Here is an 18,827-nt window from a genome sequence, read left to right on the forward strand (position 1 = left end):
GTGTCCGTATATGATTCACTGGATTCGATTACCGAAGAACTCCATAAATGTATGAAATGCGGAAATTGCATGGCGGTATGTCCCATTTACAAGGAAACACGCAAAGAAGTCGGAGTTGCCAGGGGAAAGATTAGTTTAGCGGAATACATTCTCTCGGGAGAAGCAGAGATGACTAAGGGAATGGCAGATCGTTTTTCCCTTTGTACGACCTGTATGGCTTGCAATACCAATTGTCCCTGCGGGGTTCGGTTTGATAAAATTATTCTGGCAGCAAGAGCGGAAGCCGTCCGAAAAAAAGGGCTGCATCCAGTCAAAAAAATTGCCTTTACTGCGTTGAAGATGCAGCGAATGTTCGATTTCGGGATGAAGGCGGGAAGTATATTCCAAGGTGTTGCCTTGAAAAACGCGCCGAGTAGACACAGCAAATTAGCACGTATGCGCGTGGATGTTGGGATAGGTAAGGAGAAATTGTTCCCAATGTTGTCCAAGAAGACCTTGCGTTCCGAGTTCCCTGAAGTGGTTACGATTAAAAACCCAAAGATGAGAGTTGGGTTCTTCACGGGCTGTATGATCAACTATTTTTACACGGACATCGGCAGAGCGGTGATCGAGGTGCTTACAGAAAATAACATCGAAGTTGTCATTCCTAAGTTCCAGGCCTGTTGTGGTATCCCAGCCTCGGTCAATGGGGATGTGGATTCAGCATGTTCTTTGGCCAAACGTAATTTGCGGGCATTTGAGAGAATGGGGGCGGATGCCTTAGTTGTCGCCTGTTCTTCAGGTGGTACTGCTTGGAAGCATGTTTATGGAGAGTTGCTTGAAAATGATCACGAATTTAAAGCCCTGGCGGATAAATGGGCTAAAAAATCCTATGATATTTCTGAGTTCCTGATTCATCAAGTTCCCTTTAAGAAAGAAGGTTTGGGTCGAGTAAGGCGTAAAGTGACGTATCATGAACCTTGTCACTTAAACCGTGGACAGGGGATTAGCAAAGAACCGCGTGAAATTTTAAAAAGCATTCCCGGTGTGGAATTAATTGAAATGAAAGAGCCGGGTCGTTGCTGTGGTATGGCTGGATCATTCAGTCTTGTACACCCGGATCTCTCCGTACAAATTTCTGATCGTAAAACAGCAGATATCCAGACGACTAATACGGATACTGTAGCAACGGGTTGTCCGGCTTGTCGGCTGCAGCTGCAAAGTGGGATCGAAAATGCTGGATTTGACCGAGAAGTATTGCATACTGTTCAAATCTTGGCCGAGTCTTATCGAGTCGGTAAGTAAAAAATTGAATAATCTAACCCTAATTGAGTCCCCACTTTTCCTTGCTAATCATTAAATTTAAGGCGATCTCGCTCCACAATATCGGTGAAGCGAGATCGCCTTTCGCTATCATTTATGATGAGGTGCATCTCTTACCTGCCCCCGTCTTTCGTGCCACAGCACTGGTCGGCCAGCTGTTTGAGGTAGATATATGTAATCTCTTAAACTATGAAATTGTCGTCAGCTTTCTCGATCCCCTGCGTTTTCTGGGTTTCCTGCGTCTCAGCCTTTTGGAATGTTCTTCACCGGAACAAGCGGCATCCATTGCCACGGCACGCAAATACCAGCAGTATGTGCTGGGATTATATAGTCCGACTGCAGTTATTGTGCGCGAGATCGAAAAACTGCGCAAACTTTTGGAAAAACAGGGCATCTACCCTAGTCCGGAGGTTTTAGATGGAGAAAGTGTCGGCAAACGCGGCATGAAAGATGAAAGGAAAGGATAATGCACCTGTTTACAATAGATTCTTTTCGTTGGCAGGTCAAGAATTATGGCTCAATTTTAGATAGTTACTACGGGGCACCTATGCCGAGCATGTAAAGGGGTAGATAATGGCATTGCGAGGTAGAATTATGAATATAAGATTAATGTCCGTTAAGGACTATGACAAAGTTAATCAATTATGGAAAAGTACTGAAGGTATGGGTATGCGTAGCCTGGATGACTCAATTGAAGGTATTGAAAAATTCATAAAAAGAAATTCTAAAACGAATTTTGTCGCTCAAGTAGAAAATAACATTGTTGGTGTAATATTGTGTGGTCATGATGGTAGAAGAGGATACATCTATCACACTGCAGTCAAATCGGATTATCGTGGAAGAGGAATAGGTAGAGCATTGGTAGATAACGTGATTAATGCTTTAAAAAAAGAAGAAATAAACAAAGTCGCACTTGTTGTGTTTTCGTCAAATGATTTAGGAAACAAATTTTGGCAGTCCCTTGGTTTTAGTAGAAGAAGTGATTTGATTTATAGAAATTTGAGCATTAATGAAAAAAATATATAGTGTTTGTACCGGTACGTAATTCAAATATTCCCCATGCTTTGCATTCAGATAATCTCCGCTATTTTTTAACTGGCATCTCTTTAGATAAATTAAAACCCCGGCGGCTATTGTCGTCGGGGTTCGGTTACGTATCTTATTTTACTAGACTTAATAGATAGAACAGGTAAATCAATACTGTTTGGGGTGAGTGTTTTGGCTTCATAGGTTTTGATGATAAAATCAATTATCATCTGACGTTTCATATTAATGCCGGCAAACAACAATAATAATATGCCTGTTGTCATTACAAATGCAGCTAAAATTACTTTAAGATGGTTTGTTTCAATACCGGTAAGTAAAACGTAAAATGCTAATAGTTCCCACGCTATCGCTATGGTTAAGACAAATTTGGACAAACTGAATTCTCCGTTGATCAGCGTCCCCTCATTTGTTTTTGTGAATTGTCCTTTGAAAATCCAAGGAAAAGCATCTCTTGCCAAATTTGGGGAACTAGTCCAAAATGTGTTGTTTTTTCGGTTGATTTTTGCAATTTGATGGGGGCTCGAAATAATGGAAATTGACTCGTCATTAATATTATTAATGTGATCTATCTTATTTTCACATTCTTCGACAGAAAATGACGTAATAAAGGAATATTTCATGGTTTGATTCACCTCGCTATTAAATTTATTTATATTATACACAATTCGCCTTAAAAAGTGAATATATAAAAGGGGAGATGGGCCTTCTGAAAAACATAATTATTTTATTAAAGAACATAGCTAATCTACCTTCATCAATTTTTTGGGACCACTATCTCACTTCTTACGAAGAAAAGTTTTTGGTGTTTGCCGATATATTACCTTATTTTGTTGGAAACCCTATTTATCATTGGATGCATTTAGAAGTGGGGTGAAAAAGTGAAATTATCGTTTAGATGGTATGGTGAATCAGACCCTATAAAACTTGAGTATATTCGCCAGATTCCGAACATGCAAAGCATCGTTTCCGCCGTCTATGACGTGCCGGTTGGAGAAGTGTGGAGTCATGAGAGTATTTCAAGACTAAAGGAAATGGTTGAAGAAAAAGGCCTGTTGTTTGATGTTGTTGAAAGTGTCCCAGTCCATGAGGACATTAAACTAGGCCTTCAAACCCGTGATTTATACATTGAAAATTACAAAGAAACTATTCGCAGACTAGGTGAATTCGGTGTTAAATGCATTTGTTATAATTTTATGCCCATTTTTGATTGGACTCGGACCCAGCTTGATAGAAAACTGTCCGACGGTTCAACAGCCCTGGTTTATTACAAAGATCAGCTGAAAAAGATGGATCCTCTTTCAGGCGAATTAGCCCTGCCGGGATGGGATTCCAGTTACAAAAAAGAAGACTTAAAGCTCCTTTTTGAGCAATACGCCAAAATCAATGAAGAGCAGCTATGGGAAAACATTGAATATTTCTTGAAAGAAATTATTCCCATTGCCGAAGAATCTGACGTCAAAATGGCCATCCACCCGGATGATCCACCGTGGAATATTTTTGGCCTGCCGCGGATTATCACCAGTGCAGAGAATCTTGATCGTTTACTCAAGCTCGTTGATAGCCCTTATAATGGCTTGACTTTTTGTACAGGGTCACTAGGATGTTCAAGACTCAATAATATCTATGCAATGATTGATAAATACAGCGCACGAGGCAGAATTCACTTCATGCATGTTCGCAATGTGAAAATTCTTGATGATGGCGGTTTTGAAGAGAGTGCTCACTTTTCAGATTCTGGTTCCTTGGATATCGTAAAAATTTTATCTATTCTCCACGCAAATCACTTTGAAGGTTACTTAAGACCTGACCATGGCCGAATGATTTGGGGCGAAACGGGTAAACCAGGCTATGGCCTATTTGACCGGGCACTTGGGGCCAGTTATATCACCGGAATCTGGGAAACTCTTGGAAAAATGAGGAGGAATATTTAGTGAAAATACCTTTTGATATTGATTTGAATAATAATGTAGCTGTTGTGACCGGTGCGGGCGGCGTGCTTTGCAGCATGTTTGCTAAAGCTATTGCCCAGTGTGGAGCAAAGGTTGCTCTGTTAGACCGTAATATAGAAAATGCCCAGCAATATGCTGATGATATCGTCGCAGAAGGATTAATTGCCAAGGCCTATAAAGTTGATGTGCTTGATAAAGCAAGTTTAGAACAGGCTAGAGTTCAGATAAACGCTGATTTAGGGAGCTGTGACCTTCTGATTAACGGAGCAGGGGGAAATCATCCGCGGGCAACAACAACAAACGAATACTATCTTGAAGGTGACCTGGATAAGGATATTGCAACGTTTTTCAATCTTGATCCTAAGGGTGTTGAATTTGTCTTTAACCTAAATTTTTTGGGTACGCTGATTCCTAGTCAGGTGTTTGCCGTAGATATGTTGGGCAAAGAAGATGCCAGTATCATTAATATTTCTTCCATGAATGCTTATACGCCTCTTACGAAAATACCTGCCTATTCGGGTGCCAAAGCTGCGATCAGCAACTTTACCCAGTGGCTGGCGGTGCATTTCTCAAAAACCGGTATTCGTGTTAATGCTATGGCTCCGGGATTTTTTGTTACCAAACAAAATCACCAGCTATTATATAATGACGATGGAACTCCTACACCCAGAACGGCCAAGATTCTTGACAATACGCCTATGGGACGCTTCGGTGAAGAAGAGGAGCTCATCGGTACACTCTTATTCCTGCTTGCCAAGCCTGCTTCAAGCTTTATCAACGGTGTGGTAATTCCGGTAGACGGCGGTTTTAGTGCTTATTCGGGAGTTTAAAACAGGTGTGCCCTGGCACTAGATAAGAATTCTGAGGTAATTGAAATGGATGACATATTAACACGGGGGAATTACCGTCATTCTTGAAGATCTCTGAATTGCGGTTATAGATAAAAAGACACGGCCTTTGCTAATGAATGACGTGCTGTTAACTTTTAGGGATGGGTACTGTCATAAAAACATAAGATTTATTACAAATATTCAAGCTCGCAGGGGTGGCAGTGATTGACTTTGCGGGCTATTATATTCTTTTAGTGCAAGAAGTGATTGAGCGATTATTGGAAAGTAATAGGAAGGAGGCGTAATGATTACAGACATTGACAATTAAAAAGAGCGAATATTGTTCCAATAATTAACGTATAGTACAATTTAATGAGGAAGGAAGAAACGTGGTTCAGGTGGATGTATTTGGAATACGCGATGAGGCCCTTTCAGGAATGTGTAGTTGCGGTTAAAAAAATGTAAACAATTGTACTCTTGCGTGGAGAATATTGGACCTAGCCAGTCAGTACAACCATTAGATTAGGCTGTAGTTCAGTAATTTGCTACTGTAGATGAAATACATTTGGCGATACTTTATTATTTGTGGTAATTGTGTCTAAGTGGGGTAATGTGATTAATGAACGAACTAATTTATTACGAAAAAATGACCTTGCTTTCGAGGAAATTTACACCTTAAGCAAGGTCATAATTGTTATAGGAAGGCTTTTAATAATGACAGTTCATACCTTAGCTTGACTCCCAGTGATTCCAACGACATGTCCACGAATGAAAACAAAACTTAAGCAAAGAGTAATAACTAAGGCAACTCCATAGATAATGAATAGCTGCAATAGTCCAAAAGTTGCTATGAGTCTGCTTCCAATGGCCGTGCCAACACCACCGCCTCCCATAAAGCAGAAGGCAACGAGTGACATGGCCGCTCCTCGTGCTTTTTGGGCAAATTCTGTGGCCCTGGTCAATAATGTCGAGTGCGTAAAGATAAAGCCAAGTCCTAACAGAGCGACTCCTAAAATAAGCAGGATTAGATTTGTACCCAAAGAATAGAGAATAAAGTCAGCCAGGGCAGCAAATAGCAATCCAAAAGTTAATACCGTTCTGGCCCCAAGTTTTTGTGAGAGCTTACCACTTAAACGTCCTCCTATAACCGACATAATTCCAAAACCTGTCATGATGAGACCGATATAAAAGAAATTAAAGTGATAAGTTTGTGCTATATAGGAGCCAATGTAGGAAAAACTGCCAACGATAAAAATCCCTTCGAGCAAGACTATAAAATACGTGAGGAGACTTTCGGAAGTCGCCAAAAGTCTTTTGTAGGGTGCTAGTAGTTTACTGTTAGGATTTTTATCAGAGGGCAGACTTTTGTAGTTTTTAAGAAGTAAAATTGTTGGGATTAGAGAAAAAACAGAATAGGCCGCAAAAACCCCTCGCCAGTTCAGAAAAAAGGCAATGGTTCCGCCAATGGCCATACTCAAGCCTTGGCCGAGAAAAGAGATGCCCATAAAACTGCCAATTGCACCTTGTCGCTCTTGAAGAGGAAAGACATCGCCAATTAAAGCCAAGGAAATTGGCATTACTGAAGCAGCAAACAATCCTGTCAAAGCCCTAAAAAGGGCTAGACTCGTCAAGCTGCTGCCGAAAGCACAGAGACCTGTCGCAATAGTAAAAGCAATCATGGAAAATGTAATCACTTGTTTTTTGCCATAGCGATCGGCAAGCGGTCCAAAGATAACCTGAAAAATACCAAAAGGAATCATGTAAGCACTGATTAATAAGCCGGCCTTTGCTATATCAATGTTCAAATTTTGAGAAATTGCGGGTAATAAGGGAGAAACGACCCAATTATCTGCCATAACGATAAATCCGGCCAAACCGAGCAACGCGATAAGATTTTTCTTCACGTTCATACACCTCGTTTCACTAATCTTAGGGGTTTGAGAATAACTTAGTCTCAAAACAACCAATGAGTTTAAGAGTAAATTATGAAATGATAAAGTTAAACATATAACCCGTAAAAATGATTCCACAGCCTACAATAGTCACGAAAATCACAAGCAGTTTTGGCTTTAAAACCTTACGCAGTAAGATCATTTCTGGAATGCTCAAGGCGGTGACCGCCATCATGAAAGCAAGTGCGGTGCCCATAGCGACACCTGCTCGGGTTAACTCACTGACCAGCGGAATGACTCCAGCAGCATTCGAATATAACGGGATGCCGAAGAGAACTGCGACCAACACAGCAAAAGGATTGTTTTTCCCGGCGTATTTGGCCAGCGCATCCTTAGGGATCCATCCGTGCATAAATCCCCCAATTGCAATACCTATCACAACATAGATCCATATTTTCTTAATGAGATCCAAGGTGAAAACCCAGGCATCACGAAGTCTTTCATTTAACGTTGGAATAGGTATTTCGAGACCATCATTATCAATTTCAATTTCATAGACATAGCCCTCGACATACTTTTCTAACCCAAGCTTGCCTAAGATGAGACCACTGATGATGGCGATGATTTCTCCAGAAGCAATATAAATGAGGGCGATTTTTAGACCGAAAAGACTGTATAAGAGCCCGAGAGCTACTTCATTAACCATTGGGGCAGCAACTAAATAAGAGAATGTTACCCCTAAGGGAATACCGGCTTCAACAAAGCCTATAAACAAGGGTACCGCTGAACAAGAACAAAATGGAGTGACGATTCCCAGCAACGCTGCGAGGATGTGAGCAAGAAAGGTATGTCCTTTTTTATTGGCAAGAATTTTACGGGTTTTTTCTGGTGGAAAGAAACTGCGAATAAAGGTAATGGCATAGATGATTAAGAAAAGAAGGATGAAGATCTTGATGGTGTCGTAGACAAAAAAGTTGAGCGCACTTCCAAGTTTTGAATCTTTGGCAATATTAAATACGGAGTAGATCAGCCAATCAGCTAAGTTTTGAGTCCAGGTAAACATATAATCACTTCCTGTATTACTATTTTAACGGGTTATTTGTTTGGAAAATGATGCGGCTTTGGTCTTTAACTCGATAAGAGAGACGCACCTGATAGAAGTTCACCCCCCAATAAGTAATTAAGTATTTTCTAATATTATTATAATATGTAATTATTATTTTTCAAGAGAAGCAGGCCTAAAAGAACAAAAAAACCGTCATCCTCAGATGGCGGTTTTAAAGTTAAGTATCATGGTTAATGATAGGCAAGGAACCTTTGCTTAATCTTGTGCTTGAATTAATTTCTTGATTTCTGCAGCAGACAATACTTTTCCATAGGATTTAACCTTTTCGTCAATCACAAATCCCGGGGTTCTCATGACGCCATACTTCATGACTTCTTTAATATCCTCAACTTTTGTTATTGAGGCATCGATTCCCATCTCTGCAATAGCCTCTCTGGCATTAGCCTCTAATTTCTTACAGTTGGCACAACCGCTGCCTAGGATTTTAATCTCCATTTTCAGTTCCTCCTTAAGTAATAGATTCTTGAATGCTCTTAATATGGGCAATAGCAAAATCATCCGTTAGTTTGATAATTGATTTTACTTTCTCATTGCTAATACGGTAATGAACATTGAGACCAACTCTCTCGCTGACGAGTAGACCGGCCTCTTTGAGGATCTTTAAGTGTTGTGATAAGTTAGATTGGCTAAATTCTACATCTTCAGTGAGTTTACAGACACATTTCGGTTCATCAAGCAAAAATTTGACAATCTTATAACGAATAGGATGGCCTAGCGCCTTTAGAACTTTGGCACTCAATTCAATTTGGTTCATAATGTTCACCTTTTTCGGCATAATTGCTTTGTTAATTAATTATATTATAAAATACTTATATAATCAATTTCAAGTTATTCATCTTTAATGAATGTCACAAAGAAAACTAAACTAAACTAAAATACAAATGCCACTTGTTCATATCAAAAAAACTTGATATAATTTCTTCTATGATAGATATAGTTAAAATTTCTAAAGCTCTAAGCGATCCTATTCGCTATAAAATTTTATTGATGCTCCTCAACCATAAAGGATGTACATCATCTCAATGTGAGACGGATATGAAAGGCGTGTGCAATTGTGAGATTATGGAGGAGTTTGGTATGATTCAGTCTCGTGTTTCATACCACATGAAAGAACTCTGCGAAAGTGGGCTAGTCACAGAAATGCCCAAGGGAAAGTGGAAATATTATACTCTGAAAAAGGAGGCAATACGAGAGTATAGCAAAGAATTGGGGGTTATTTTTCAACTATAACCCCTATTATTTTGTGCTTAATCATCAAAATATATTGATATGACAAGGTGGCCTTGAGTTATTGTGATTATTTGAACACACTTCACCTATGATTAAGCTTATATGCTTTTATGAATAATCAAATAAAATTGGAGGCGATAAATAATGAATCAAGATAAACCTGTTAGTCGCAAACTCTCTACTCTGGACCGATATTTAACGTTGTGGATTTTTTTGGCTATGGCAGTTGGAGTAGGATTAGGCTACTTTGTTCCTTCGTTTTCTCAATTTCTTGATCACTTGTCAGTTGGAACGACATCAATACCGATTGCTCTTGGTTTAATCGTTATGATGTATCCCCCTTTAGCTAAAGTTAATTACAGAGAAATTGGGAAGGTCTTTAAAAATGGTCGGGTTTTAGGCTTGTCCTTGATTCAGAACTGGGTGATAGGGCCTGTCTTAATGTTTTTACTGGCGATCATCTTTTTACGTGGTTATCCTCAGTACATGGTTGGGTTAATTCTCATTGGATTGGCCCGCTGTATTGCCATGGTCATTGTTTGGAACAGTTTAGCTGAAGGAGATTCTGAGTATGCGGCGGCCCTGGTAGCCTTTAACTCTGTATTTCAAGTGTTATTTTATTCCGTTTATGCCTATTTGTTTATTACGGTTTTGCCGAGAGTATTTGGCCTGAAAGGAATGCAGGTCCATGTTTCGATGGGTGATGTTGCGGCCAGCGTAGGAATCTATCTAGGTATACCATTCCTAGGAGGTATGCTGACCAGGCTTTTCTTAGAACCGGCTAAGGGAACTGATTGGTATAAAGGTGTATTTGTTCCCAAAATAAGCCCATTAGCATTGATCGCTTTGTTATTTACCATCGTTATTATGTTTAGTTATCAAGGTCGTTATATTGTTCAGTTACCACTTGATGTTGTAAAGATAGGCATTCCGCTCGTTATTTATTTTGCTGTTATGTTTACGCTGTCCTTTTTTATTAGTAAACGGATGGGTATAAATTATGCTCAAACAACAAGTTTATCGTTTACTGCGGCGAGCAATAATTTTGAGTTGGCAATAGCCGTTGCAGTCGCTATGTTCGGAATTCAGTCCGGTCAAGCATTTGCCGCTGTGATAGGGCCGTTGATTGAAGTGCCGGTTATGATTGCTCTTGTAAACGTTGCATTGAGCTGGCGTCGAAAATATTTCGGATTGCAAAAAAGTTGAGAGATAGAAATTAATTTTCTAATGAGGTAATACTAATGAATAAGATTAAAGTTGCGTTTGTATGTGTGCACAACTCTTGTCGCTCACAAATGGCTGAAGCTCTTGGTAAAAAGCTGGCATCGAATGTTTTTGAGTCCTATTCAGCTGGTACAGAAACGAGACCGTATATCAATCTTGATGCCGTTCGGATTATCCAACAACTGTACGATATTAACATGGAAGAGACGCAGTTCTCTAAGCGTATTTCGGATATTCCTACACCGGATATTGTCATTACAATGGGCTGTAATGTGAATTGTCCTTATGTACCTTGTAAGTATCGAGAAGATTGGGGACTCGAAGATCCAACCGGTAAAAATGATGCTGAGTTCACGAAGGTGGCAAGAATCATCGAAAGGAAGATCTTAGACTTAAAGAATCGAATCATTAACCATGAGATAAAGGGTTAATGTTTGCAGAAGGAGCAAGACTATGTTGGATATCAGCATGGGGAGAGAAATTACGATTAATCAAACTTCAAGTGAACTGACGTTTCGAGATATCTTAGGCTCTTGGAAGGTACGATGGGGAATTAATCGAATGAACTACAAAGTAGAGCCGGGGCTTTATCGAATTGGAAACCCTGATAAATCTTCTCCCGTTTTTGTTTCAGCAAATTATAAAATGAGCTTTGACAGCTTAAGAAAAGAATTAAGCGGATTTGATGCCTATATCATGGTTATAGATACCAAAGGAATTAACGTTTGGTGTGCCGCAGGCAAGGGGACATTTGGGACAACAGAAATTATAAACCGTATTGCTATCACTCAGTTGGACAAGGTTGTTTCTCATAGAAATTTAATACTACCACAATTGGGAGCACCGGGTGTCATCGGTCACGAAGTATTAAAGTATTCTGGTTTCAGAGTAATCTATGGACCGGTAAGGGCTAAGGATATTAGGGACTTTATGAATGCCGGAATGAAGGCTACTTCCGAGATGAGAAGGGTTAAGTTCAGTGCCTATGATAGGTTGGTTTTGACTCCGGTTGAATTGGTTAATACTATTCGGCCTTCGTTAATGATATTTGGAGTGCTTTTTTTGCTAAACCTTATTGGGATAGGGCCATTCGGCTTCGTTGATTTTTACGGGTATTTAGGTGCTTTGATAGTTGGATGTGTATTAACTCCGGTACTGCTGCCTTGGATTCCCGGACGGGCTTTTGCTTGGAAAGGCTGGTTATTAGGACTTATTTGGGCTCTCATCGTAAATATGTTTAATGGATGGCCTTATGCACCGCAATATAGCTTATTGAAAGCTCTAGGTTATTTGTTGATTCTACCTTCACTTTCTGCTTACCTGGCTATGAATTTCACAGGGGCTTCAACGTTTACTTCCTTCTCGGGTGTATTGAAAGAGATGAAAACGGCTATTCCGGCGATTATTATTTCGATAGTTTTAGGGGTTATTTTGATTTTGGTTAATAGCTTTATCTAGCACAAAAGGAGTAAAAAATGAGGAATAGATATTTAAAAAATGTCTCTACATTAAAGATGGGATCGGAGAAATGCACTGGTTGTGGAAAGTGTCTTGAGGTCTGCCCTCATAACGTTTTTGTCATGACAAATGGTAAATCGGTTATAGCCCAAAAAGATAATTGCATCGAATGCGGTGCATGCGTCAAAAATTGTCCGTTTAATGCTCTGGAAGTAAAACCAGGCGTTGGCTGCGCATCAGCAATTATTAAAGGCTGGCTTACTGGAACAGAACCTAGTTGTGATTGTTCGGATGGTAGCTGCTGCTAATTTCAAACAGAATGCATCCCCTTCAAAAGCGGAGGTGAATCGTTAATTTGTATCAAAGATTGAGTCATTAGACAAATAAGAGCTCAATAATTGATACAATTAATTAATATAAAAAGTCCAGCATTGCTGGGCTTTTCAGCTATTTAAGGCAGTGTAAGCATCGTTTAGGGTGGTGCTTTCTCTGTTTTTGAACCCGAATTGTTAAATGATGCACCCTACTTTTTAACGAATACTACATTTCGTTAAAAAGTACCCCATTAAATTGAACACGAAAAAGTGCAGAGACCCATCTTGAGAACAGGTGAAAGGTTAACAAAGACCTTTCACCACGTGCCTGATTAAATTGATCGTTGGTTTGTCGGAGCACTGCTGCAAGAACGTAACAGTGTACCAGCAGCATACCCCCAGTAAAAGCAGGTCCAACCACCATATGTAGCCTGTGGCACCTTCGCCAAGGCTGACTGTCGCAGATGTCGCGGGCAAAATGACTCCACCTTTTAAGAAACTATTATTTATCATTTGCGTTAGTATCATAGCATACTTTATATTTTTCAGGATTACTTATTCAATTTTTCTGAAAAGGATTATAGAATGTTCATAGTGAGTTGTTTTTAAACAATCTGTTTTTAATTATGTGCAGAGCTAATGAACTTTATTTCTGCAAAAATGATCTAAGGATATAGAAGATAGACATTGCGCAATTGTTACGATAGGTAGGGCACAAAATGGAATACATAAGCGGAGTTGTCGAGAGAATTACCTTTGAAAATGAAGAGAATGGCTTTAGTGTCATTAAAATAAAATCCAAGGGATTTAATGACCTTGTTACTGTTGTGGGAAACCTAGCCGCTGTGAATGTCGGCTCTATCATCCGCCTTAAAGGCGAATGGAAGATGGACAGTAAGTACGGGAAACAGTTTCTGGCGCAGGATTATCGCGAAACTCTTCCGGCAACGGTAACAGGTATTCAAAAATACTTGGGAAGTGGGCTCATAAAAGGGATTGGTCCAGTATTCGCTAAGAGAATTGTTCAGCAATTTCAACAAGATACTCTGAGGGTATTGGAGGAAGAAGCCGATTATTTAATCAAAGTACCTGGTATCGGACAAAAGCGAGTTGAGATCATCAAAAAAGCATGGCAAGATCAAAAGGAAATTAAAAATGTCATGCTTTTCTTACAAAATAATGGGGTATCTACTGCTTTCGCCGTTAAAATATACAAGACCTATGGGAATGACAGCATAGAAATAGTGAAGACCAATCCTTATAAGCTCGCAGATGACATCTGGGGCATTGGTTTTAAAACAGCGGATAAAATTGCCTTGAAGATGGGCTTCGATATAAACTCATTCGAACGCTGCCGCGCTGGGATTGTCTATGTACTTAATGAACTTTCCAACGATGGACATTGCTATGCTACAAAAGAACAGCTCCTTACCGAGGCGGAAAACATCTTAGAACTTGATCAATCACTCGTTAATTCAACTCTTGATAAAATGATTGTGGAGAAAACAGTCCTGCTTGATGGAGAGGATGCCATCTTTTTACCACCTTTTTACTATAGCGAAGTAGGATTAACGAAAAGACTTAAGGCTATTCTTTCCGTGTACAGTCCATACACTGCAGCAAACGTGGACGAGATCTTAGTAGCTATACAAGAAGAGTGCAACATTAGCTACGACGAGGTTCAAAAGGATGCGGTAAAAACAGCAGCCACGTCAAAGTTTATGGTACTTACGGGTGGCCCTGGAACAGGTAAAACCACAACGACTCTTGCCATTATCAAGGTGTTTCAATTGCTTGGGGCGCGAGTTTTACTTGCCGCTCCAACAGGTAGAGCTGCCAAAAGAATGTCGGAGACGACGGGGATGGAGGCAAAAACGATCCATCGTCTGCTTGAGTATAAGCCACCCGAGGGTTATAAAAAGAATGAGGAATTCCCCTTGGAATGCGATGTGCTGATTATCGATGAAACCTCCATGGTAGACACTATCCTGATGTACAATCTTTTGAAAGCCGTGTCCAACGAAACAGTTGTCATACTTGTTGGCGATGTAGATCAGCTTCCATCGGTAGGAGCCGGAAATGTGCTCAACGATATCATTGACTCGGGTATCGTTAATGTTGTTAAGCTGACAAGAATATTTAGGCAAGCTCAGGGAAGTGCCATAATCACTAATGCTCATAAAATCAATCGTGGAGATTTCCCGGAGTTAAAGGGCAACAGTGACTTCTTTTTCATTGAAGAGGATGAACCATCAAAAGTGGTCCAAACGATAAAGGAGCTTTGCATAAAAAGGCTTCCTTCTTTCTATAAAGTTGATCCAATTGACGACATTCAGGTGTTATGCCCGATGCAGCGGGGAGAAACAGGAGCAGCAAACCTCAATGGTGTTTTACAAGAGGCCTTAAATTCCTCAAACACTTCTATTAAATATGGCGGTACCGTTTACAAACTAGGCGACAAGATCATGCAGATTAAGAATAACTATGATAAAAACGTTTTTAATGGAGATATTGGAATCATTACTAAAATTGATCCGGAGGATCGAACCCTCGTATTAGACTTTGATGGTCATGAGGTGGAGTATGATGCTACTGAGCTTGACGAAGTCGTTTTAGCGTATGCCACTACCATTCACAAGAGCCAAGGCAGCGAGTATAAGATTGTTGTTGCCCCTTTAACCATGCAACATTACGTGATGTTACAGAGAAACCTTCTTTACACCTGTGTAACCAGAGCTAAGAAGATTTTTGTTCTGGTAGGCGCAAAGAAGGCAATTAGTATGGCCGTTCGCAATAATAAGACCTCGAAGAGGAATACCCGATTAGCGGAGAGACTGAGTTCAAAGGATAATACTTAAGAAATGAAAGAAAGTGTGAAAAATACAATGACTAAACCGATTTGTTACCCTGATCTATCATCTCGACCATTTGCGCTTACAGTGGAACGAACAATGTCGATTCCTCCCCAAGTCTTATACAGAGCTTGGACAGAGCAATTTGACCTTTGGTTCGCCTCGCCGGGGTCAGTCATGATGAAAGATGAAGTAAATGCGGCATTTTATTTCGAAACCGCTTTTGATGGAAAACGACACCCACATTATGGTCGTTTCTTGAGACTTGAGCCCAATCGCCTCCTTGAATTGACATGGCTGACAGGGGAAGGGGGAACCAAGGGAGCGGAGACTGTAGTAACAGTAGAATTAAAGCAAAACGAAGATGGGACATTGCTTCGTCTTACACATACTGGATTTTCTGATGAGGAGTCTAAGAATAACCATGAGCAAGCATGGCCCATGGTTCTGACTCAACTGGAGGAGCAATTGACGAAGTAAGGTAACTAAGCTATGTAACTGGAGCAATAATTCCAAAGGAGGGTGGGCATATCCTATTGTCTAAGATAATTTATTTTTTCAGCCGTTGTAGGCGGACATGTGGGCGTACAAGAGTTTTGCCTTCCTCTAGGACTATAAGATACTTTTGGGCTTCATCTTTAATTTGCTACCGCAGATTTGTAGGGTTTTGACTACTTGAATTTTGGTTGCAGCTTGGTTGCTGAAATTTACAATACGGGAGAAAGGTATGCCTACTTTCAAGAAGATTATTGAGAATTTTATAGAGAGGACAGAACAACATTTCTTCAAAGTGAATTTGAAGGATGTTCTGTTAGGAACTGAAAAATATTCATTTATTAAGCAGGACGAGATAATAGAAATTATAAATAAAAACATTACCAGGTCGATGAAAAAAGAAATATTAAACGAGGATATTGCTACTTCAATAGATAAGGCCATCACGACGGTGAGGGTTTTTAATATTAAGCTGGCCCATAAAGAGATTTATGATGAATTTACAAAGTATATAAATGACGAATATGGATTCAACGTTGATATAAGTAGTATTTGTCAGAAAATCATCGAAACAGCTGAAGAACGCTATGTTTATCTTATGAGGCAAACGGAGAGGGAAAACAGAGGCGGTGATAGGAAGAATCTCTCGGACATAGCCTCTGAATTAGGAGTTAGCAAGAGACAGTTGCAAAAAGACATCAAGGCTATGACAGAGCAAGGTTTCAAACTTCTTGGGTTAAATATAAAACTTGTGGATGAGAGGCAAGACATACTGAAGATGGAATCAACACCACATCCAGTAATCCTTATGCAGAACATTTCTCAACTGGTTGTTCTGCTGGAGGGACTGCGATCCATGGAGACGGTGGGGGCCTATAGGAATAGTGCAAATACTACTGCAGTGGATATATGGAACCAGCTGACAGAGTATGCAAGGGAAAAGATCCTCGATGTCGTGGAAAAGATTGATAATACAGGAAAGGCTACTGACTGGTATTTTTCCATAGATAAGGGCGAGAAATGGCAAGGCAGATTTCTTAATGAATCTGAGACCCTAGGTAACGGCCCGAAGAGCCAACTCATTCACCTAATGAAGAGCGGGGAGCCTGGTTGTGTAACCTATATTGGGGATGATGATCAACAGATTATATTGCAGGACTGCGTAATAAAGAACTATTTCATTGATGAGGGAAGAGTTCTTGCTGAGGCCCACGGGACTAAGTACGAAATACAGGACGATAAAATTCTTGAGGCATATAGCATATTTCAAGCGTAAGCATGCGAATTTTTTTGACGCAGAGTGCTCCTTATACTGTGCTACTATTTAATCAACGCAACGATGAAATGATTAAGGAGTTGGCTGCATTATGTTAAAATATTTTAAAAGACCTGAGGAAAGTAAAGTAAATGATTATAAAGACATCCTAGAAAGCTATAAGTCTGAGATGATGAAGACCCTTGATGAAATATCACAGGGCAAAGGGAATCTAGTAGAAACTCAAAAACTAATAAAATCACTGATCATGGAACAGGATGAGAAAGGCTTTTGGGGGCTGATCCCAAGCCCTGAAGTCGATGGTGACATAAGGGTCGACTATTGGTATGAACCAACCTATATAGCGACGGCTATAATGATGAAGTTTTTCTTAAAAAACAAGGAAGAGGCTGAGAAAATTGAGGGTTTTGGAAAATCACTGAAAAAGGGACTGGAAGCCTCCACAGGTAGATACCTGAAAGGTCATGGGCATGATGAAATAAGAGGGATACTGGATGCACTTAACATATTTTCAAAAAGCATGGTATTGGAGTTTGTTGACAGGTATCCGGATTTTTCACCTGAGTTTAAGGTTATGATTGATAAGGCACATAAATGGCTCAACGATTCTTTAGTAAAAGGAAATACAAGAGGTGACTGGGGTGAAGATTATAAAGAGGATATGTATAAGACAGTGAATGCCCTGGGTTCATTTTCTCAAGAAGATATAAAGGTTATGGTCTACGGAACACTTATGAAGGGCGGCAGTAATTTTAAAAGATACATGTCCAATGCAGAGTATTTAGGCAGATGCACAGCCGTAGATTTTGCCTTGTATGATTTGGGGTCTTTTCCAGGGGCTGTTTACAGCAAAGGTGATAGGATTAAGGGAGAACTTTATAGGATAAATAGAGACACGCTTAGGAACATTGATAGGCTTGAAGGGGAAGGCAGCCTGTATCTAAGATTGTATGCCTATACCGAAGGCGAAAGTGGCAAAACCGAACCAGCATATATTTATGTTTATAACCATGATGTTTACGGAAGCAACAAGGTTAGTCTGGATGACCAGCCTTGGGGAAAGCCTAAGGACAGCGCGTTAGTTTGGTACGCATGCTATGGCTCTAACATCAACAAAGACCGTTTTATGAAGTATATCAATGGAGATGAGACCTCTGGAAATCCAAATAAACGGAAAGGTTGCCAAGATAAGACACCGCCAATGGACGAGAAACCTATGCTCATTGAACATCCTATATATTTTGCTAACGAGAGTAGCCAGTGGGATAACAAGGGAGTAGCTTTTCTAGACACGAGCAGAAGGGGAAGATGCTTTGGTAAAAAATATTTGATCACTTGGGAACAGTTCGAAAGAATACATGAATTAGAGGGTAAAGGAGACTCTTGGTACAACGAAACAATAGAACTTGGCAGTGAGGATGGTATCCCAATTAAAACAATTACTCATTCACCTAGGGATCATAAATACAATTTGCCGGGGACTGCCTATATTGAGGTAATAAAGAAAGGTTTAAAGGATACGTACCCTGAGATGACAGAAGTGGAAATCGATGCCTATTTAATAGGAAGGTTTTTGAAAAAAGAAGAAATTATGATACTGGATTTTTTAAGGAGTCAAGAGCACGGGGTTACTATTCATAAGATTGCTGGTGGACTGAAAATGGATATGAATAGTACTGTGAATAGCATTTTTAATCTCAAAGAAGCTGGATTGATAAGACAAGACGGCAGAAGTGTAAGAACGGGAGCAAGCTGGGATGCAGCCAGTGCGATATACTATACCGTACTGGAAAAGAGAGAGGCGATTGATCGGCTGGTTCATATAAGATAAA

21 protein-coding genes are annotated in these 18,827 nt (G+C 40.0%); 15 read left to right on the forward strand and 6 right to left on the reverse strand.

What is annotated here, in order from left to right; genetic code table 11:
- From DEAC_RS17690 to DEAC_RS17700, 3 genes are all read left to right on the forward strand, one after another.
- Window positions 1-1,284 (forward strand): (Fe-S)-binding protein, encoded by a 1,284-nt coding sequence (locus DEAC_RS17690; RefSeq protein WP_047811410.1) that lies wholly within the window; start codon window positions 1-3, stop codon window positions 1,282-1,284.
- 41 nt (window positions 1,285-1,325) lie between these two features.
- On the forward strand, window positions 1,326-1,769 hold the full coding sequence (locus tag DEAC_RS24285) for a hypothetical protein (protein ID WP_047811411.1): 444 nt from the start codon (window positions 1,326-1,328) through the stop codon (window positions 1,767-1,769).
- A gap of 127 nt (window positions 1,770-1,896) precedes the next feature.
- Complete coding sequence (locus DEAC_RS17700; protein WP_047811478.1) at window positions 1,897-2,328, forward strand: GNAT family N-acetyltransferase; 432 nt, start codon at window positions 1,897-1,899, stop codon at window positions 2,326-2,328.
- A 104-nt stretch (window positions 2,329-2,432) separates the two neighbouring features.
- On the opposite strand, the gene DEAC_RS17705 is transcribed toward DEAC_RS17700, so the two are convergent.
- The gene (locus DEAC_RS17705) at window positions 2,433-2,969 is read right to left on the reverse strand and encodes a hypothetical protein (protein ID WP_047811412.1); all 537 of its coding nucleotides are present in this window, start codon (window positions 2,967-2,969) and stop codon (window positions 2,433-2,435) included.
- Window positions 2,970-3,046: 77 nt separating this feature from the next.
- Between DEAC_RS17705 and DEAC_RS24830 the strand changes: the two genes are divergently transcribed.
- From DEAC_RS24830 to DEAC_RS17715, 3 genes are read left to right on the forward strand one after another with little or no spacing between them, the layout of a single operon-like run.
- Window positions 3,047-3,223, forward strand: coding sequence for a glucuronate isomerase (locus DEAC_RS24830; protein ID WP_152671434.1), 177 nt, complete (start codon window positions 3,047-3,049; stop codon window positions 3,221-3,223).
- Between the two features lie 4 nt (window positions 3,224-3,227).
- The gene (gene uxuA / locus DEAC_RS17710; protein ID WP_047811413.1) at window positions 3,228-4,280 is read left to right on the forward strand and encodes a mannonate dehydratase; all 1,053 of its coding nucleotides are present in this window, start codon (window positions 3,228-3,230) and stop codon (window positions 4,278-4,280) included.
- Window positions 4,280-5,128: an SDR family oxidoreductase gene (locus DEAC_RS17715; RefSeq protein WP_047811414.1), complete on the forward strand. Its 849-nt coding sequence runs from the start codon at window positions 4,280-4,282 to the stop codon at window positions 5,126-5,128. The genes uxuA and DEAC_RS17715 overlap by 1 nt, the downstream gene beginning before the upstream one ends.
- A gap of 722 nt (window positions 5,129-5,850) precedes the next feature.
- On the opposite strand, the gene DEAC_RS17720 is transcribed toward DEAC_RS17715, so the two are convergent.
- From DEAC_RS17720 to DEAC_RS17735, 4 genes are all read right to left on the reverse strand, one after another.
- The gene (locus DEAC_RS17720) at window positions 5,851-7,038 is read right to left on the reverse strand and encodes an MFS transporter (RefSeq protein ID WP_047811415.1); all 1,188 of its coding nucleotides are present in this window, start codon (window positions 7,036-7,038) and stop codon (window positions 5,851-5,853) included.
- A 73-nt stretch (window positions 7,039-7,111) separates the two neighbouring features.
- Window positions 7,112-8,083 carry a permease gene (locus DEAC_RS17725; protein ID WP_047811416.1) on the reverse strand — a complete coding sequence of 324 codons (972 nt, stop codon included), beginning with the start codon at window positions 8,081-8,083 and terminating at the stop codon, window positions 7,112-7,114.
- Window positions 8,084-8,341: 258 nt separating this feature from the next.
- Window positions 8,342-8,581: a thioredoxin family protein gene (locus DEAC_RS17730; protein ID WP_047811417.1), complete on the reverse strand. Its 240-nt coding sequence runs from the start codon at window positions 8,579-8,581 to the stop codon at window positions 8,342-8,344.
- A gap of 13 nt (window positions 8,582-8,594) precedes the next feature.
- A complete protein-coding gene (locus DEAC_RS17735; RefSeq protein WP_047811418.1) occupies window positions 8,595-8,900 on the reverse strand; it encodes an ArsR/SmtB family transcription factor in 306 nt (101 codons plus the stop codon).
- 170 nt (window positions 8,901-9,070) lie between these two features.
- Between DEAC_RS17735 and DEAC_RS17740 the strand changes: the two genes are divergently transcribed.
- From DEAC_RS17740 to hgcB, 5 genes are all read left to right on the forward strand, one after another.
- Complete coding sequence (locus tag DEAC_RS17740; RefSeq protein ID WP_047811479.1) at window positions 9,071-9,376, forward strand: ArsR/SmtB family transcription factor; 306 nt, start codon at window positions 9,071-9,073, stop codon at window positions 9,374-9,376.
- 144 nt (window positions 9,377-9,520) lie between these two features.
- Window positions 9,521-10,582 (forward strand): ACR3 family arsenite efflux transporter, encoded by a 1,062-nt coding sequence (arsB, locus tag DEAC_RS17745; RefSeq protein WP_047811419.1) that lies wholly within the window; start codon window positions 9,521-9,523, stop codon window positions 10,580-10,582.
- A gap of 35 nt (window positions 10,583-10,617) precedes the next feature.
- Window positions 10,618-11,031, forward strand: coding sequence for an arsenate reductase ArsC (locus tag DEAC_RS17750; RefSeq protein WP_047811420.1), 414 nt, complete (start codon window positions 10,618-10,620; stop codon window positions 11,029-11,031).
- A gap of 22 nt (window positions 11,032-11,053) precedes the next feature.
- A complete protein-coding gene (gene hgcA, locus DEAC_RS17755) occupies window positions 11,054-12,058 on the forward strand; it encodes a mercury methylation corrinoid protein HgcA (RefSeq protein WP_047811421.1) in 1,005 nt (334 codons plus the stop codon).
- A gap of 17 nt (window positions 12,059-12,075) precedes the next feature.
- A complete protein-coding gene (gene hgcB / locus DEAC_RS22910) occupies window positions 12,076-12,366 on the forward strand; it encodes a mercury methylation ferredoxin HgcB (protein ID WP_083996275.1) in 291 nt (96 codons plus the stop codon).
- Between the two features lie 309 nt (window positions 12,367-12,675).
- Here hgcB and DEAC_RS23635 read toward each other — a convergent pair whose 3' ends face one another.
- A complete protein-coding gene (locus DEAC_RS23635) occupies window positions 12,676-12,849 on the reverse strand; it encodes a hypothetical protein (protein WP_161796470.1) in 174 nt (57 codons plus the stop codon).
- 242 nt (window positions 12,850-13,091) lie between these two features.
- On the opposite strand from DEAC_RS23635, the gene recD2 reads away from it, so the two are divergent.
- From recD2 to DEAC_RS22350, 4 genes are all read left to right on the forward strand, one after another.
- Window positions 13,092-15,230, forward strand: coding sequence for an SF1B family DNA helicase RecD2 (recD2, locus tag DEAC_RS17760; RefSeq protein ID WP_047811422.1), 2,139 nt, complete (start codon window positions 13,092-13,094; stop codon window positions 15,228-15,230).
- A gap of 27 nt (window positions 15,231-15,257) precedes the next feature.
- A complete protein-coding gene (locus DEAC_RS17765) occupies window positions 15,258-15,704 on the forward strand; it encodes an SRPBCC family protein (protein ID WP_047811480.1) in 447 nt (148 codons plus the stop codon).
- Window positions 15,705-16,014: 310 nt separating this feature from the next.
- Complete coding sequence (locus DEAC_RS17770) at window positions 16,015-16,995, forward strand: hypothetical protein (protein WP_207642585.1); 981 nt, start codon at window positions 16,015-16,017, stop codon at window positions 16,993-16,995.
- A gap of 91 nt (window positions 16,996-17,086) precedes the next feature.
- Window positions 17,087-18,826, forward strand: coding sequence for a gamma-glutamylcyclotransferase family protein (locus DEAC_RS22350; protein WP_053006487.1), 1,740 nt, complete (start codon window positions 17,087-17,089; stop codon window positions 18,824-18,826).
- Window position 18,827: the final 1 nt, after the last annotated feature.

The sequence above is a fragment of the Desulfosporosinus acididurans genome, from assembly GCF_001029285.1.
Taxonomy (GTDB): Bacteria; Bacillota; Desulfitobacteriia; order Desulfitobacteriales; family Desulfitobacteriaceae; genus Desulfosporosinus; species Desulfosporosinus acididurans.

Bases quoted from the DNA above. Each gene is read 5' to 3' on its own strand.
- DEAC_RS17700 (WP_047811478.1), top strand. From the start codon at position 1,897: ATGAATATAAGATTAATGTCCGTTAAGGACTATGACAAAGTTAATCAA.
- DEAC_RS17705 (WP_047811412.1), bottom strand. From the start codon at position 2,969: ATGAAATATTCCTTTATTACGTCATTTTCTGTCGAAGAATGTGAAAAT.
- DEAC_RS24830 (WP_152671434.1), top strand. From the start codon at position 3,047: ATGGGCCTTCTGAAAAACATAATTATTTTATTAAAGAACATAGCTAAT.
- DEAC_RS17720 (WP_047811415.1), bottom strand. From the start codon at position 7,038: ATGAACGTGAAGAAAAATCTTATCGCGTTGCTCGGTTTGGCCGGATTT.
- DEAC_RS17725 (WP_047811416.1), bottom strand. From the start codon at position 8,083: ATGTTTACCTGGACTCAAAACTTAGCTGATTGGCTGATCTACTCCGTA.
- DEAC_RS17730 (WP_047811417.1), bottom strand. From the start codon at position 8,581: ATGGAGATTAAAATCCTAGGCAGCGGTTGTGCCAACTGTAAGAAATTA.
- DEAC_RS17735 (WP_047811418.1), bottom strand. From the start codon at position 8,900: ATGAACCAAATTGAATTGAGTGCCAAAGTTCTAAAGGCGCTAGGCCAT.
- DEAC_RS17740 (WP_047811479.1), top strand. From the start codon at position 9,071: ATGATAGATATAGTTAAAATTTCTAAAGCTCTAAGCGATCCTATTCGC.
- arsB (WP_047811419.1), top strand. From the start codon at position 9,521: ATGAATCAAGATAAACCTGTTAGTCGCAAACTCTCTACTCTGGACCGA.
- DEAC_RS17750 (WP_047811420.1), top strand. From the start codon at position 10,618: ATGAATAAGATTAAAGTTGCGTTTGTATGTGTGCACAACTCTTGTCGC.
- hgcA (WP_047811421.1), top strand. From the start codon at position 11,054: ATGTTGGATATCAGCATGGGGAGAGAAATTACGATTAATCAAACTTCA.
- hgcB (WP_083996275.1), top strand. From the start codon at position 12,076: ATGAGGAATAGATATTTAAAAAATGTCTCTACATTAAAGATGGGATCG.
- recD2 (WP_047811422.1), top strand. From the start codon at position 13,092: ATGGAATACATAAGCGGAGTTGTCGAGAGAATTACCTTTGAAAATGAA.
- DEAC_RS17765 (WP_047811480.1), top strand. From the start codon at position 15,258: ATGACTAAACCGATTTGTTACCCTGATCTATCATCTCGACCATTTGCG.
- DEAC_RS22350 (WP_053006487.1), top strand. From the start codon at position 17,087: ATGTTAAAATATTTTAAAAGACCTGAGGAAAGTAAAGTAAATGATTAT.